General features: G+C 69.8%; 13 protein-coding genes. 6 read left to right on the forward strand and 7 right to left on the reverse strand.

The window, feature by feature from the left end:
• Positions 1-276: 276 nt before the first annotated feature.
• Both AC3EUV_RS04355 and AC3EUV_RS04360 read right to left on the reverse strand, forming a co-directional pair.
• Positions 277-1,482 carry a polysaccharide deacetylase family protein gene (locus tag AC3EUV_RS04355; RefSeq protein ID WP_432144431.1) on the reverse strand — a complete coding sequence of 402 codons (1,206 nt, stop codon included), beginning with the start codon at positions 1,480-1,482 and terminating at the stop codon, positions 277-279.
• Between the two features lie 202 nt (positions 1,483-1,684).
• Positions 1,685-3,031, reverse strand: a complete 1,347-nt coding sequence (locus AC3EUV_RS04360) for a diacylglycerol/lipid kinase family protein (protein ID WP_432144430.1) — start codon at positions 3,029-3,031, stop codon at positions 1,685-1,687.
• Between the two features lie 145 nt (positions 3,032-3,176).
• Between AC3EUV_RS04360 and AC3EUV_RS04365 the strand changes: the two genes are divergently transcribed.
• On the forward strand, positions 3,177-3,722 hold the full coding sequence (locus AC3EUV_RS04365) for a hypothetical protein (protein WP_432144429.1): 546 nt from the start codon (positions 3,177-3,179) through the stop codon (positions 3,720-3,722).
• 174 nt (positions 3,723-3,896) lie between these two features.
• On the opposite strand, the gene AC3EUV_RS04370 is transcribed toward AC3EUV_RS04365, so the two are convergent.
• Positions 3,897-5,255, reverse strand: a complete 1,359-nt coding sequence (locus AC3EUV_RS04370; RefSeq protein WP_435602187.1) for an erythromycin esterase family protein — start codon at positions 5,253-5,255, stop codon at positions 3,897-3,899.
• 175 nt (positions 5,256-5,430) lie between these two features.
• Between AC3EUV_RS04370 and AC3EUV_RS04375 the strand changes: the two genes are divergently transcribed.
• The gene (locus AC3EUV_RS04375) at positions 5,431-6,483 is read left to right on the forward strand and encodes a hypothetical protein (RefSeq protein WP_435602188.1); all 1,053 of its coding nucleotides are present in this window, start codon (positions 5,431-5,433) and stop codon (positions 6,481-6,483) included.
• A gap of 599 nt (positions 6,484-7,082) precedes the next feature.
• On the forward strand, positions 7,083-7,568 hold the full coding sequence (locus AC3EUV_RS04380) for a DUF1877 family protein (protein ID WP_432144426.1): 486 nt from the start codon (positions 7,083-7,085) through the stop codon (positions 7,566-7,568).
• A 41-nt stretch (positions 7,569-7,609) separates the two neighbouring features.
• Here AC3EUV_RS04380 and AC3EUV_RS04385 read toward each other — a convergent pair whose 3' ends face one another.
• The 4 genes from AC3EUV_RS04385 to AC3EUV_RS04400 form a co-directional block, all read right to left on the reverse strand.
• Positions 7,610-7,834: a helix-turn-helix domain-containing protein gene (locus AC3EUV_RS04385; protein WP_432144425.1), complete on the reverse strand. Its 225-nt coding sequence runs from the start codon at positions 7,832-7,834 to the stop codon at positions 7,610-7,612.
• Complete coding sequence (locus AC3EUV_RS04390; RefSeq protein WP_432144424.1) at positions 7,834-8,331, reverse strand: DUF2975 domain-containing protein; 498 nt, start codon at positions 8,329-8,331, stop codon at positions 7,834-7,836. Before AC3EUV_RS04390 ends, AC3EUV_RS04385 begins: the two co-directional genes overlap by 1 nt.
• A 179-nt stretch (positions 8,332-8,510) precedes the next feature.
• Positions 8,511-9,464, reverse strand: a complete 954-nt coding sequence (locus AC3EUV_RS04395; protein ID WP_432144423.1) for an NUDIX domain-containing protein — start codon at positions 9,462-9,464, stop codon at positions 8,511-8,513.
• The gene (locus tag AC3EUV_RS04400; RefSeq protein ID WP_432144422.1) at positions 9,461-11,368 is read right to left on the reverse strand and encodes an ABC transporter ATP-binding protein; all 1,908 of its coding nucleotides are present in this window, start codon (positions 11,366-11,368) and stop codon (positions 9,461-9,463) included. The genes AC3EUV_RS04395 and AC3EUV_RS04400 overlap by 4 nt, the downstream gene beginning before the upstream one ends.
• Before the next feature lie 684 nt (positions 11,369-12,052).
• Between AC3EUV_RS04400 and AC3EUV_RS04405 the strand changes: the two genes are divergently transcribed.
• The 3 genes from AC3EUV_RS04405 to AC3EUV_RS04415 all read left to right on the forward strand — a co-directional run bounded on the left by AC3EUV_RS04405 (position 12,053) and on the right by AC3EUV_RS04415 (position 14,975).
• The gene (locus AC3EUV_RS04405) at positions 12,053-13,072 is read left to right on the forward strand and encodes an ATP-binding cassette domain-containing protein (RefSeq protein WP_432144421.1); all 1,020 of its coding nucleotides are present in this window, start codon (positions 12,053-12,055) and stop codon (positions 13,070-13,072) included.
• Positions 13,069-13,887: an ABC transporter permease gene (locus AC3EUV_RS04410; RefSeq protein WP_432144420.1), complete on the forward strand. Its 819-nt coding sequence runs from the start codon at positions 13,069-13,071 to the stop codon at positions 13,885-13,887. Before AC3EUV_RS04405 ends, AC3EUV_RS04410 begins: the two co-directional genes overlap by 4 nt.
• A gap of 215 nt (positions 13,888-14,102) precedes the next feature.
• Positions 14,103-14,975: a protein kinase family protein gene (locus tag AC3EUV_RS04415; protein WP_435602189.1), complete on the forward strand. Its 873-nt coding sequence runs from the start codon at positions 14,103-14,105 to the stop codon at positions 14,973-14,975.
• Position 14,976: the final 1 nt, after the last annotated feature.

Here is a 14,976-nt window from a genome sequence, read left to right on the forward strand (position 1 = left end):
TATCGGCTGGTGTGGAATGCGGGAATCGCCGCTGCTCCGGCTCGCGGGACAGAGTGGGGGAGAGCGGGGAAGAGCAGAGCAGGGTGCGTCGGGGAGCGTTTCCGGACGGCTGACGCCACATCAACTCGGATATCGGGACCAACTCGAGCATCGGGGCCAACTCGGGTATCGGGACCAACTCGGATATGCGGCAGGCCATTTACCGCCGCGCTCATATCCCCACCACCGTCGCCGGGGAGGGAAGGGGGGTGGGGATCCGCACCCCTCCGGCGCTCGTCAGCCGCGGCCGGTGAACTTCTGCCCGACGCCGAGTTGACGCAGGTTGGCGAGGACCTTGGGGTCCTGGGCGTCGAGCCAGTCGCACAGCTGCCGGAAGGAGACCAGCCGGACGTCCTTGTGCTTCTCGTCGACGATGTACTTGATCGCCTCCTCGACGGCGTCCATGTAGATGCCGCCGTTCCACTGCTCGAAGTGGTTGCCGACGAAGAGGGGGGCCCGGTTCGTCTCGTACGCCCGCTGGAAGCCGGCGACGTAGGCCCCGGCGGCCTGCTTGCGCCAGCCCGGGTACTTGGCCGGCGGTCCCTTGGTGGAGTTCTGGGACTGGTTGTACAGGATGTTGTAGTCCATCGAGAGGACCCCGGAGGGGAGGCTGCCGAACGGTATCGACTGGAGCGGGAAGTCCCAGATGCCCTGCTTCTTGGTGGGCCAGATCTGGAGGCCGCCGGGCGAGCTGGCGTCGTATCGCCAGCCACGCTTCTTCGCCGTCGGCAGCAGGTTCTCCTGGCCGAGCAGACACGGCGTGCGGGCGCCGACGAGTTCCTTGCTGTAGTCGAACGGCAGCGGGTCGATATCGGTGAAGCCGGTGTTCGTACGCCACTTGGTGACGAAGTCCATGGCCTGCTGTATCTCGGAGTCCCACTGGGCGGGGGTCCAGTGGGCGACCGAGCCGCTGCCGGTGCCGCAGAAGTGGCCGTTGAAGTGGGTGCCTATCTCGTGGCCCTCCAGCCACGCCGCCCGCAGGTTCTTCAGCGTCAACTTGATGTGGTCATCGGTGAGATAGGGGATGTCGGAGGCGCCGACGGGGTTGTTCGGCGGGCGGTACAGGCGCTTCTTCGACTCGGGCAGCAGATACAGCCCCGAGAGGAAGAACGTCATCGAGGCGTTGTGGTCGCGGGCGAGCTTGCGGAACCGGGGGAAGAGGCCGTTGCCCACCTCGCCCGCCCCGTCCCAGGAGAAGACCACGAACTGGGGCGGCTTCTGGCCGGGCGCCAGCCGCTCCGGCGTGGGCGGCTGGTGGGGCTGCTTGCCGGTGTACGCGGTCGAGCCGTCGCCGATCGGCTTCGACCGGGGCTTCTGCTGCCCGGGCTTGGCCGCCACCTTCCCGGATTCCGACGAACCGGAGGGGGAGCAGCCCGCTACGGACAGAGCCGCTGCTGCCCCCGCCCCGAGTCCGAGCATCCCCCGCCGACTGTACTCACGCATAACGGTCCTCATCGCATTTATTCGCCCTGAAGTGCCCCAGTGGGCGCCCAGAGAGAGGGGCTGGTGGACGCCGGGGTTCCGTTACAGCGGGGAAACTCAAAAAGTGGACCGCGGTGCCACGGAGGGTTGTTATCCGGTCACCGATGGGCGGGATCCGGCACGATGTCGCGCCTTCGCTGGACTGCGGACCGGTCGGTGCTGATCAGCCGGATTCCCGCCCCGCCGCGGTCCGTCCCACCGTCAGGGCCAGCCTGCGTACCCTGCGCCAATCCATCGGCGGCTTGCCGCGCGGCGTACCGGGGCGGTGGCGGGGCAGCCGTACGCGCAGAGCGCCGGGGCCGATCCAGCAGCGTACGGGGGTGGGCACGGTGAGGGCCTCGCCGTCGACACCGGCCGGGACGGTGGGCGCATCGGCATCGATGACCACCTCGCGGGCGGCGGTCGAGGCCAGCCCGGGCCCACGCCGGCCGCGCAGCATCGCGGCCGCCTGGACAGCGTTGTCGACCGTGACACCGAGCACCCCGAGGACGCCGGAGTCCAGCCGATCCCGCCGCCCCAGCCCCGCGGGATCGCCCATCCGGTAGGGGTTGTTGCTCACCAGGACGGCTTGCGGGCCATCGACGGTCACGGTGTCTGTCCGCACCTTCAGGCGCGGGCCGCTGTGGTGGGTCAGCAGGTCCGGCAGCATCTGGAGGATGGTCCGCGCCTTGTCGTCGCGATAGGCCGGGCTCTGCACCACGCTCGCGTACGCGCCGAAAGAGGCGTTGTTGACGAAGACGCGCCCCTGGCCTTCTGCCGTGGGCTGCCCGACGTCTATGAAGCCCAGGTCCACGCGCAGCTCGACACCGTCGGTGAGCGCCTGGAGGCAGGCCGAGGGGTCCTCACGGTCGAGGCCGAGGTCCATGGCGAAATGATTGCGGGTGCCGGCGGAGATGACGACGAACGGCACGTCGCGCGCCGCCGCCACGCCCGCGACCAGCGCCTGCGTCCCGTCGCCGCCCGCGACCCCGAGCAGATCGGCGCCCCCGTCGACGGCCCGCCGCGCCAGCTCGGCCACGTCCTGCGGCTGCGCGGGATCCAGCTCGATGACCTCGGCGCCGAGCGCCCTGGCCTGCTCCACCAGGTGAAATCTGCCGACCTTACCGCCGCCCGAGCGCGGGTTCATGATGAGGAACGGGCGGCTCGGAGGGGCGACCGGGCGTTCCGGTGTGCGCGCCGACTCGATGCTTGGTGCCAGTGCTGTTCTGCCCGTGAAGACGGCGAGCGCCCACAGGGCGAGCGAGACCAGCACCACCCACAGCAGCCCGGCGAGCGCGTAGAGCACCAGGACGACGACCGGTGTGGCGGTCGCCAGCATGAGCGCGAGCACCCTGATCGCCCCGGTGTGCGCGAGCACCCACCACAGCCCGGCCGCCGTGGCAGCCAGCCCGGCCACCCCCACGCCCACCAGCGCGATGCTCCGGATCCCGGCAAACACCAGCAGGACCAGCAGCGCGGCCGTCCCCGCCGCCAGCGCCAGACGTGCGGCCCAACGTCTGTCCACCCGCATACGCCTCCTGCCGACTCCGCAGCCTTCCCCCTCTCCATCTCCATTGCACGGTCACCGGCGGCGAAGCGCATCATCTGGGACGGGCAGCCGGGACTGGCAGCTGCGAGCGAACGGCAGGGCAGGGTTACCCGTCACCGGGTTGCTGGTGCTCTCCCTGGGTACCGGCGGCGCGGTCGTGGCCCAGGCCCGGCCGGCGGTCGCGAGCGCGGTGCTCCCGGGACCGGCGGCACCTCCGACACGTACGCCGGAGCACGTCACACCCGCGCCCGCGCCCCTCACGATCACCGAGGGCCAGGTCGGCGAGGTCGGCCCCGGGGGGACGATTCGCTACCCGAGTGTGACCAGTTGTCTGACGGTGACCGTCCGGCTCCAGGACGGTGGGAAGGTCGGCGCGCACGCCAGCTTGTTCCAGGTGCCGGGGGAGTACCGGTCGGATCGGATCCTGGCTGCCGTCAAGCAGCGCATCGGGACGCGGGGAGTACGCACGGTGGAGGTCAGGGGCGCCGTCGGAGCCTGGGATCCGAGCTACTTCACCAGGGCGATCGAGAGTTACGCGGAGGGCGAGCGGGTGCCCGTACCCACCGAGCCCGACCCGGAGGGCCTGGCCAGGGCGGTGGCGGACGGGCTCGGGGAGCCGCAGGGAAAGGTCACGGTCGAGGATCTGCCCGACGGGGACCAAACGGTGGACTGAGCCGGGCCGGCCGTCGCGCGCGGGCTCGGCCGGACATCGGGGTGACCTGGGCACCGCCCTGGTTACTTCCCTGGTCACCGGCGTGGTCAGCGGCCTGGTCACTGGCCTGGCCCGCCCTGGTCACCCACCCCTGGTGACCAGGGCGACCGGCCCGCCGCGGGGGACGCCGACAGCTCACTTCCCGGCGGGTGCCGGAGCGGTCAGCAGCCGGGCGGCCCGGACGCGGTGCAGATGGACGACGATGTCGTGCGACCGCGCGAGCGCGATCCGGTACTCCGCGCCGGGCCCGGGATACTCCGTGCCGATGCTCTTGGTCGCACGGGCCGTGGCCAGCCAGCGGCGCGCCGCGGGCGGGGCGGTGCGCAGGTCCAGGACGTAGTCGCGGTGGCGCACCCGGTCCAGGGTGTACTCATTGCTGCCGGGTTTCGCGGGACCCACGGTGAAGGCCCGGACCTGCCCGTCGGCTCCGGTGGCATTGAACGAACCCCGGTCGAAGGTCATGCCGACGCTCACATAGCGGGCGCCCAATGTGTCGCGCAGAAAGCTCCCTTGCACCTTGGGGTAGTGCTTCGGATCGTGGGTCCGCAGGGCGACATGCCCATCGTGAGCCGACAGCATCGTCTTGTCCCCGGTGTGCCTCTGCCACCAGGCCACGTTGTCCGCCATGACCGCATCGCGGTAGCGCATGGCCGCCGCCACCTGCCGCGGGTCATCGAAGTCGAAGGCGTAGCCCCGGGCCGTCTGGCCGATGGCGGTGGCGTGCTGTACGGCCCAGGCGTGCGCCTCCCGGCCGACGGAACCCGCGCCGGGCTGCTGCCGCTTGAGCAGATTCAGCGCGCGCCCGGTCCGCCGGGCTATCGCCTTCCGTTCGGCCGCCGGCCGTTTCATATACCCGTTGATATGGGCGTCGACGGTGGTCGTCGGACGCAAACCGCGGTAGAGCTCCGTAAAGCGCGGCAGCAGCGCCGGGTGGGTCCTGGCCACATAGCGGGTCACCCGGTCATAGGGTTCCGGGCCGGCGTACCCGAAGTCATCGCCCATGAACTGGACCGGGTCGTGCGGATGCCGGCTGTTGTAACTGCGCATCCACGTCAGCAGGTTGAGGTAGTCGGAGTTGTTCCACCACGAGTAGTTGCTCTGGAATTCCTCGCGCATGATCTGCCGTGGATCGCCCTTGCCGTGCAGCACATAGTCGTTGAGTCGAAGTCCGGTGCTCCAGCTCCCCTCCAGGGCGAAGCTGCGAAAGCCCTTTTCCTCGACGAGGTAGCGGAAGACCCAGTGCTTCATGGCGAAGAATTCATGCGAACTGTGGGTGGCCTCGCCCAGACCCACCACCCGTGCGTCCTTCACCATGCGGCCGAGCGGACGCAGATCGTCCAGGGCCCCGTGGGGCTCGGTGGTGCGCAGCGGGTGTGCCTTACGTTCCAGGGCTGGCACCGGCGACTGCGACTGCGCCGGGGACGGGGCCGCGGTGGCGGCCACCGCGCCGAGCGAAAGGAGCAGTGCGAGGAGCGCGGACGTGTGTGGTCTCATCCCCCAAGACTTGCCGCCGACCGGGACAGCGACCATGCGCTCCACCCCCGAATCATGGGTGGAGCTGTCCCCACCAACCAGGTATGCGGGGGCCCATTCGCCGTACTGGTCCCGACAGTTGACCGCCGACGAATACGGTTCGTCTCCGCCGCGGGCACGTGCGACGATTGCGATCATGAGCAACGTGGGGGAGGCGCCGCTCGGCGTCACACTGATCGGGGAAGGTACCGCGCCGGGCGCGGTCACGGCGGTCACCGGCGGGCGGGTCGCGGTCGACACGGGTGACCGGGTCGAGGTGTACGACCAACAGGCGTTCCTCGCCGGCGCGCGCACTGCGCTCTACTCCGTGAGCCTCCCACCGCAGGCCAAGGCGACCCTGGCGCCCGACGGCAGCGTCATCATGGCTGAGGGCTCGGCGATCCGTGCCGTGGACGCGGACGGCAGCACCCGATGGGAACTGCCGCATGACCCCTGGCACGGCGGCGGCCGGGAGCCCCGGGCGCCCGGCTTCCCGGCGGTTGCCCCGGACGGCAAGCTCGTCAGCGTGCTCATACCGACCCTGGTCGACGACGATTCCGGGGCGGTACTGGTCTACGACGAGCCGCGCGTCTGCTACGGATTCGACACGCTGCTCCTTCTCGACACGGCGTCCGGCGCGATCCGCGCACGACGATCGGTCGCCTCCGTCGCGTCCGGCGTGACCCAGCATTGGCAGCCCGATGGCGCCACGCTGGTGCTGTCCTGCTGGACCGCCTGGCAGAGCTGGTCGACCTGGTGGATCGATCCGCACACCGACAATTTGGCCATCGGCGGCGGAACGAGGATGCGGGAGGTGTGCGGATCGCTGCCGACGTCCGCTCGGGTGCTGACGATACGGCGCGCGGAGAGCATGACCTCCCAGGACGACCGAGACGAACTCGCCCTGCACGAGGCGACGACAGGCGACCAGGTCGTGCTGTTCGACCTGGAGGAGCTCGCCGCCGACCCCGACTACGACGAGTTCGACGACGCCTACGTCCTCGACGCGGAGCATTTCCTCGTCACCGGCAAGCTGCACCCACCGGGACGCACCCCGGAAATCTGCCACTGGCTTTTCAAGGCGGCAACCCTCCAGCCACTCGGCCGGCTGCGCTACCCGGCACCGGTCAGCGAGGACGTGATCCCTCTCGGCGACGGCACCTGGCTCACCCGCCACGGCGGGCAGCTCCACCACTGGGCGCTCGCCTGACCGTGGTGGGCTCCTCGTCAGCGTCGACTGCCCGTCAGCGTCGTGATCCGTGTCGAACTGTGGGAGCAGCACCCATCGGAGGGCCTCCTCCTTGATACGGGGGTCATCCCACGGCGGGTTCCCCAGTGCGCCGTGGGCGACCTCGGTCTCCACCTCACCCTGCACCGGGTGCGCATGGCCACCGATGCGGTGCTCCGTGCCCTCGAAGTGCTCCCACAGGGCATCCTGGAAGTCCTCGTCCCACACCGGACGGTCCTCCACCGGACGGTCCTCGGGCATCGGCGCGAACTCCCGGTGGACCACCGGGTGTCCGAGGTGCGGAGCCGTCGTCTCCACGCGCGCCGTCAGCGGGACCTCGGGGTACGGCTGAATACCCTCCGACACCGGCCCACTCCGCCCCCTCCGGCAGCCCCGGCAGCCCCGGCAACCCACCGAGCCGACCGACTACCGGTCCCGCCCCCTTTCGCCTGCCCCTGCCCCCTTCCGCCATCAGCGTCGCAGCCTGTTGTCAGACCCGTGTGGAACACTCGCCGTCGCTGTTCGAGATCGCTGTCCGAGCAAGGCTCGAACCAGCGGTAGACCAAGGGGGATTGACTTTCATGGGTGTCAGCATCGGGTTTATCTGCGCGACCACGGAAGAGCTGAACAGGGCTGAGAAGGAACCAAGTTGGGCCGGTGAATTTCACTACGGGCTGTACGACAGCGACACCTTCGCGGAGTCGGATCGCCCCCACGGTGACCCGGACAAGGCGTTCGCCGGTCTTCAGTTCCTGCTCGACGAGACGGACGTACAGCTCGATTTCCTGATGGACGGTTTCCCGATCCTGGAGGACGGCACCCTGTTCGGCTGGACCGCGGAGCAGATCGAGAGCGTGGCACGGCAACTACGCGCGACCCCGTGGGAGCAATTGGCGGCCCACTATGACCCGGACCAGATGACGAAGGAGGACGTGTACCCCAACACCTGGAGGTTCGACCCCGAGAGCGAACTGGCCTGGCTCGAGCGCGCCTACGAGGAACTCGTCGACTTCTTCACGAAGGCGGCCGAGCGCGGATATGGGGCCTTCATGAGCTTCAGCTTCTAGGGCGAGTGGAGTGGCTGTGACCAGCCCCTTCCCGACGGGCCCTATGCCTCGTCCGCGCTCTCGTCGGGCACCCAGCGCAGCACATCGCCGGGCTGGCAGTCGAGTGTGCGGCAGATCGCGTCGAGCGTCGTGAAGCGCACCGCCTTCGCGCGGCCGTTCTTCAGTACGGCGATGTTGGCGGGGGTGATGCCGACGGCATCGGCGAACTCGCCCACTGACAGGCCGCGTTTGGCGAGCTGGAGGTCGAGGTCGACGATGATCGCCATCAGACCACCTCGGCGATCTCGGTCTGTAGCTCCGTCGCCTTGTGCAAGAGGTTGCGCATGATGACGATAAGCATCGCGAACCCTGCCCCTACGCCGACGCTTGCGATCGCTGCGGCCAGCGCACCGAGGACCTCCATGCCGTCGTTGGGGGAGGGGATGTCGGTGAGGGCCAGATGTCCGGTGACACCGATTGCCAGCAGTGTCGCCACGAGCGAGCACCCGATGATGATGTCGACCCATCGGAAGGCCCGCGGCGTGAAGATCGCGTCGCGTTCGACCATGGTGAGCAGCATCCACATGGCGACAAGCGCCACTTGGACGCAGACGATACCGACGATCGCCACGGTCACGTAGGGCGTGGCGAACGGGGCGTAGGGCGGGAAGCGGTCGACCTCATCGGCTGCTGTCGTCGGGATGACCACGATCTGACCGAAGAGGCCGAACAAGATCACTGCGACGATGCCGGCCCGGAGCGCGGCGATGTAGAAACGATGCATGTATCGATTATCGATTGATTTTGATCGAAAATCAATCGATGGCGCTCCCGGCTTGCGTGCGTTGCGCGCGCGGTGCCCCGCCGGGCGCTCCGCCTCCGCTCCCGTCCGGCTGTGCGACGGCTCGGTGTGTTCCAGGAGCAACGGCGGGCGCCCGAGCGGCCGGCGCAGTCAGAGGCCGCTCATTGCGTCTTCACGCAGGGGGCGACGTCTGTGCCGGGCTCAGAAGGAAGGAACTTGGCTGCCTTGGCGGCGAGTTGCTGACGGAGGTAGGGCGCGGCGTCGTCGGGACGCATACGGGCGAGAGTGACCAGGCCGGTGATGATGACGTCGGCGACCTCGGCGTGCACGTCCTGCCAGGTGTGACTGTCGCCCTTGCGGGGGTTGGTGCCGCGGACACCGATGACCGCTTGGGAGGCTTCGCCGGTCTCCTCCGCGATTTTCAACACCTGGAGGGTCCACTGCTGTGCGGCATCCAGCCCGCGTTCCTCGTCATGGGCGTTGAAGCGCCGGGCCAGGCGGGCGACGGTGTCCCAGGTGTCGCTCTGCGTGGTGGTGTCTCCTTCGGTGGGTGGAGTGCAGCGGGAGGGGCGGTGAGGACGCGAGCTGCGGTGGGGAGCGTCGGCGAGCGTCGTCGACGGAGCGGGAGCGCAGTGCCCGGCGTCGAAGAGCTCGGCGTGGCGGCGGATCAGGTCGAGGGTCGACGGGGCCATCCTCAGGCGTGGCATGACCTCTGGCCGGAACCAGTGCAGCATGACGCCTTCGGTCAGTTCCAGGTCAGAGGGGTCGCCGGCCCATTGACCTGCGAAGATCTGGATGGGGACGGTGGTGCCGTCGCTGCCACGGGCCTGCTCCACGGCGAAGGGGACGAGGTCCGGGATGCCGAGGCCGGCTTCCTCCCGTAATTCCCGCCTGATCGTCTCTTCCAGAGAACGGTCGCCCGGTTCGCGGCCGCCGCCGAGCAGGGACCAGGATCCGGGTTCCCAGATGCCGGGGATGTCGTCCCGTAGGTGTAGGAGGTAGGCGCCGGACTCGTCGTGGATCAGGGCTGATGCGTTCGCCCGCGGGAGCGGGAGCTGGGGCTGGCACTGACGCGGCCGGGCCGACCGATCGGTCTGTGAAGGCTGCTCGTTCACGGGTGTGCCGTCCTCGTTCCGGGGGCGGAGGTCGCGGATGCGGCCTGGTAGCCGGCTGCCTGGAGGGTGAACATCTGGGCGTAGTCGCCGCCGAGGGTCATGAGCTGCTGGTGTGAGCCGGCTTCGGTGATCCGGCCCTCGTCGAAGACGAAGATCCGGTCGCACTCCACTACGCTCGCCAGCCGGTGCGAGATCAGCACGGTGATCTGGTCCGCCCGGTTCTTGTTCCGCAACACGGCCTGATAGACGGCGTGTTCGGCCTTGGGGTCCATGCTCGCGGTCGGTTCGTCGAGCAGCAGCACGGGAGCGTTCTTGTACAGCCCCCGCGCGACGGCGATCTTGGCCCATTGGCCGGCCGACAGCTCCTGGCCGCCCCGGAACCGTTTGGACAGCACCGCCTGCCAGGTTCCCGGCAGACCGGCGATGACCTGCTCGGCTCCGGAGGCCCGGGCGGCGTCCCACGCCCGTTGAGGATCGGCCTCCGTGAGGGTGCCGCGGGAGACCGTAAGGTTCGCCAGCGCGCTGAAGGGAAAGTGCACCGGGTCCTGCAACACGGTGGAGACGCGCGCCTGGAGCGACTCGGAGTCCATGTCCCGCACGTCCACCCCGTCCCAGCGGACCGCACCTTCGTCCGCCTCGTACAACCCGGCGATCAGCCGTGAACAGGTGCTCTTCCCCGAGCCGTTGACGCCCACGAAGGCGACGGTCTCCCCGGCGCGCAGCGTCATCGAGATGCTGCTCAGCGCGGGGGTCTCCTTGCCGGGGTAGGTGAAGCTGACGTCGTCGAGCGTGAGGGTGGCGACGGTGGCGGGCGCGGTCACCGCACGCCGACGGGGCTGTAGCCCACGGCAGCGTTCCTGGAACGCCAGGAGGTCATCGACCCACATGGCGTGTTCGTAGACGAGATGCGCGACGTCCACGAAGCGCGTCAACGCGGTCTGTCCGGTCTGGATCGCCAGCACCGCGCCGGCGCCGGCCGCGAGGGGAAGCCACCCGGCGATCAGCATGGCTCCCAGCGCGACGTAGGTGACGCCGGTCCCGACGCCTCCCACGGCCCGGCCGGCCAGCGTCAGCAGTGCGGAACTCACCCCGAGATGGGTGTCCTCCTCGGCGATCCGGGCGGTCAGCCGGCGGTGCTCGTCCAGGATGGCGTTCTGGGCGGTGTCGGAGCGCAGTTCGGCGGCGGCGTCCCGCTCCAGCAGCAGCCAGGAGAAGACCCGCACCCGGCGCTGGAGAGCGTTCCACCGCTTGAAGCTGTGGAACCGGGCCCGTGCCGTGCGGACGGCCGCGGCACCCACGGGCAGGACGGACAGCAGGAGCAGGGGGAGGAGGGCGGGGTGCAGAGAGGTGAGGACGCCGGCCGTGCCGATCAGGCCGAGGAGAGTGGAGGCCAGCGAGATGACCTGGCCGACGATCTGCCGGGCGTAGAACAGGCCGCGGTCGGAAGCGCGGTAGGCGTCGTCGTGCCAGTCGGCGTCATCGACGACCTCCAGCCGGACGTGCGCGGTCAGCCGTAGGAAGTCACATTCCAGCGCGGTGCGGATCTTCGGTGTCACCCGCGCTTGGGCGACGGCGACCCCGGCTTCAAGAAGTGCCCGTGCGGACAGGAAGCCCACCACGAGCAGGATCTGCGGCACCGCGTTGCGGACCTTGTCGGGCGTCGGTCCGTGGCCGAACAGCTCACGCAGCACGCCGACCGAAGCCACCAGCCCGAAGGCCGACATCGCCGCGGACACGAGCTGGAGCACCACGACGGCCAGTGTGGCCGAGCGGTCGGCCTGCCACGCCAGCCGGCCGATCTGCCGGACGATGCGCGGCAGCCGTACCAGTACTTCGCGGACCGTCGACTGGGCCGCGGCGCCGTCGTAGACGGACCAGTACGCCTCTTCCAATTCATCGGCCATATCTCCGTCGCCCGGCCCGGTGGGCACCGCGGTCGGAGGCAGTCCCAGCGGTTCACGGCGGGGGCCCGGCACGCCGGCTCGCTCGTTCGGTGACGGGGACGCGGCCCCTTTCGCCGCGCTCATGCCCACCACCTCGTGGCCATACGGGACGAGCGGTCAACGAGGCATGCGGAAGCGTCAAGCACGCGCCCGGGGCGGACGGCCGGCAAGAGCACAGGCTGCCGCCGTTCGAACCCGGCGGGAGCATTCACGAGGACGGGCACAGGATCCATGACATCTCCAAGAGGGCGAGTCGTGGGTACAGGTGCTCTAAAGAACGGTCGGTTTGGCTCCCCGTAACGGGTGACGAGGGGGCAGATCGTGGATGCATGTTCTATTGGGCGGTGGAGGCCGGGCGCGGCCTTGATGGCGGGGCCGGGCCGCGACTCGAACGACGGGTGTCACCCGTTCGTGGGATTGCGTCGGCCTGGCGGTCGGTCGGCCCGGTGGCCGGCCAGGGGAGTGCGCACCACCTCGGGACATCGGCTCCCTGGCGGAGATTTCGTTTGCCGCCGCTCGTGCGCCCTTGCTAACGTCGCACGCGACATCTCACCGTAGGGTTCAGCCCTCGCCATTCAGCCTCCTCGTGTCCGATGACACCAGGAAGGTGGGAGTCACACCAGATTCTGACAAGGGTGTGCGGCGATGGCTGCGCTTCGGCGAGCAAAAACGGCTCTGGAAGCTGTTGATCTAGTCAAGACCTACTCGGCCGGCAGGAACAAACCCCCGGTCACCGCGTTGCAGGGACTGAGCTTCGCTGCCGCGACGGGAACCGTCTTCGGGCTGCTCGGCCCGAACGGGGCAGGCAAGTCCACCACGGTGAAGATTCTCTCCACGCTCTCGGTCGCTGACTCGGGGTCAGCGCGCGTCGCCGGTATCGACGTTGCGGCGAGGCCGGATCAGGTGCGCCAGACGATCGGGTTCGTGGCGCAGAAGCCCGGGACGGATCCGATGGCGACCGCGACCGAAAATCTGCTGCTGGCGGGCCGTATTCACGGGATGTCCCGGGCCGACGCCACGGCGCGGGCCGGTGAGCTCATCGACAGGTTCGGCCTGAGCGACGCCGCGAACCGGCGGGTCGGCACGTACTCCGGCGGCATGGCGCGCAAGCTGGATGTCGCACTGGGGCTGATGCACCGCCCGCAGGTGCTCTTCCTCGACGAGCCGACGACGGGTCTCGATCCCCAGGCCCGGAGCGAGATGTGGCACGAGATCGCCAGGATGGCCGAGGACGAGCAGATGACGGTCCTGCTCACCACGCACTACCTCGACGAGGCCGACCACCTCGCCGATCGGCTCGCGATCGTCGACCACGGCACCGTGGTCGCTGCGGGCACCCCGGAGGAACTCAAGAGCGAGCTGCGCGGTGACGCGGTGCAGGTCGAGCTGGTCGAGGGCGACAGCAGAGCACGAGCGGTGCTGGAACGGGTGCCGGAGCTACGCGAGATCACCGTGGACGGGTGCACGGTCCGTGGCCGGACCGACGACGGTGCGCGGGCGCTGCCGCCCGTGCTGGCCGCGCTTGAAGAGGCAGGAATCGGCGTGACGTCCGCGACGCTGTCCCGCCCTTCGCTCGATGACGTCTACCTGCGGCACACCGGCCGGAGTCTGACGGCCGCAGCCGCGGGCGACGAGGACCGCAAGGCCCTGGAGGTGGCGAAGTGAGCACAGTGCAGAGGGAGTTCGCCGCTACGCGTCCACTGACCGTGCTCACACACTCCGCCCTCCTCACCGGCCGTCTGCTGCGCACGCTGCGGCGGATGCCCACCTTCCTCGTCATCGGGCTCGTGCAGCCGGTGATCTGGCTGCTGTTGTTCGGGCAGCTGTTCCGCTCGGTCGTGAACCTGCCCGGATTCGTGCTCGGCAGCGGCGGTTTCCTCCAGTTCCTCACGCCAGGTGTGGTGATGATGACCGCGCTGTTCGCGAGCGCGTGGGCAGGGACGACCTACTTGCAGGACATCGACCGCGGGGTGATGGACCGGCTGCTGACCTCTCCTGCCAGCCGGGGCGCCATGATCTGCGCGACCATGGCCTACCAGGCGATTCAGACGGTCATCCAGAGCCTGGTCATCGTGGTCATCGCGCTGATCGCCGGCGCCCGCTTCCCGGGCGGTGTCGTCGGTATCGGCGTCACGGTCCTGGCCGCGGTGCTGCTGGCGCTGATCTTTTCGGCGCTGTCCAATGCCGTCGCGCTGCTGACCCGTCAGCAGGCCACGCTGATCGCGATTTCCCAGTTCACCACGCTGCCGCTGATGTTCCTGAGCTCCGCCGTGATGGACCTTCACCTCGCTCCGGGCTGGGTGGGGCGGGTCGCCGCGTACAACCCCGTGGAATGGGCGGTCGTGGCGGCGCGGCGGGCGATGCTCGGACACGTCGACTGGAGCACGGTCTGGACGCGACTGGGACTGCTCGCGGCGGCGGTCCTTGTCATGGGTTTCCTGGCCACCCGGGCCTTCCGCGCCTATCGGAAGTCGACATAGGAGCGGCGAGCCGACCGGCCCCTAAGGGCCCGGCATCCTGATTCCGGCCCCAGCTGCCTGCTGGGGCCGGAACGCCGGCTCCGGCGCCGGGCGGACTCAGAAGCGGCGGCCCCTCCAGGGCAACTGGCGCCCCCCGCATGCGGCCCCCCTGCCGACCTGCCGCCCCGCCGTATATAGGCTCACGTCCCTAACGAGCCTGACGGGGGAGAAGCCGAGTGGAGAGGCTGCGGCAGGACGATCCTGCCCGGATCGGGGATTTTGTGGTGCTGGCGCGCCTTGACGCCGACGGGAGTCGGGGCGTTCCGGAGCGCCGTTATCTGGCCCGCAGTGCCGATGGCGGGCACACTGTCCTGGCATGCCTGCCGCCGCCCGGCGGTGACCCGGCGCGGTGGGCGGATGAGGCGCAGCAGGCGGCCCGGCTGATCCAGCCGGGGTTCTGGCCGGTTGCGCAGCTCGGGGGGACGCCGGCCTTCCCCTGGTACGCCTCGCCGTACCGGCCTGTGCTGCCGCTGCCCGCCGTCCTGGCCGCGTACGGTGGCCCGCTGCCCGAACCGTTGGTCCGTACGCTCGGCGGCACGCTCGCCGAAGCCCTGGCCTCGGCCCACGTCCTGGGCCTCGTGCACGGGGGTGTCTGCCCGGCGGGCGTGTTGCTGACCGCCTGTGGGCCGCTGCTGGGCTGCTTCGGTGCGACCCGTGCGCATCCGGTGGCGGCGGCTTCCCCCGCGCAGGCGACCGGGCTGGAAACCGGCTGCCTCGCTCCCGAAAGCGCGGCGGGCGGCGCGACGGGCCGGGCCGCCGATGTCTACGCCCTCGGCGCCGTGCTGGCGTACGCGGCGACCGGGCACACCGTGCCCGAGCGTCAGGAGATCCCGGCCGGGCTGCGGGACATCGTCACGACGTGCCGCTCGCGCGCCCCGGAGGACCGGCCCGAACCGGCAACAGTATTGGGGGAGTTGCTGCCGGGCGCGGCATACGGCGCACTGGCCGGCGCCACGGAGCCGGTGTCGCTTCCCGGCCGGGTCGTCGAGGCGTTGTCCCGTCAGTCGGCGGAGGTCCTGGCCGCCGCACTCCCCACCCAAGAGCGCTGAG

This window comes from Streptomyces sp. bgisy130 (assembly GCF_057708345.1).

What these genes read in the sequence shown, in the direction of transcription:
- AC3EUV_RS04355 (WP_432144431.1), bottom strand. Translation starts at nt 1,482, where the DNA reads ATGCGTGAGTACAGTCGGCGGGGGATGCTCGGACTCGGGGCGGGGGCA.
- AC3EUV_RS04360 (WP_432144430.1), bottom strand. Translation starts at nt 3,031, where the DNA reads ATGCGGGTGGACAGACGTTGGGCCGCACGTCTGGCGCTGGCGGCGGGG.
- AC3EUV_RS04370 (WP_435602187.1), bottom strand. Translation starts at nt 5,255, where the DNA reads ATGAGACCACACACGTCCGCGCTCCTCGCACTGCTCCTTTCGCTCGGC.
- AC3EUV_RS04375 (WP_435602188.1), top strand. Translation starts at nt 5,431, where the DNA reads ATGAGCAACGTGGGGGAGGCGCCGCTCGGCGTCACACTGATCGGGGAA.
- AC3EUV_RS04380 (WP_432144426.1), top strand. Translation starts at nt 7,083, where the DNA reads ATGGGTGTCAGCATCGGGTTTATCTGCGCGACCACGGAAGAGCTGAAC.
- AC3EUV_RS04385 (WP_432144425.1), bottom strand. Translation starts at nt 7,834, where the DNA reads ATGGCGATCATCGTCGACCTCGACCTCCAGCTCGCCAAACGCGGCCTG.
- AC3EUV_RS04390 (WP_432144424.1), bottom strand. Translation starts at nt 8,331, where the DNA reads ATGCATCGTTTCTACATCGCCGCGCTCCGGGCCGGCATCGTCGCAGTG.
- AC3EUV_RS04400 (WP_432144422.1), bottom strand. Translation starts at nt 11,368, where the DNA reads ATGGCCGATGAATTGGAAGAGGCGTACTGGTCCGTCTACGACGGCGCC.
- AC3EUV_RS04405 (WP_432144421.1), top strand. Translation starts at nt 12,053, where the DNA reads ATGGCTGCGCTTCGGCGAGCAAAAACGGCTCTGGAAGCTGTTGATCTA.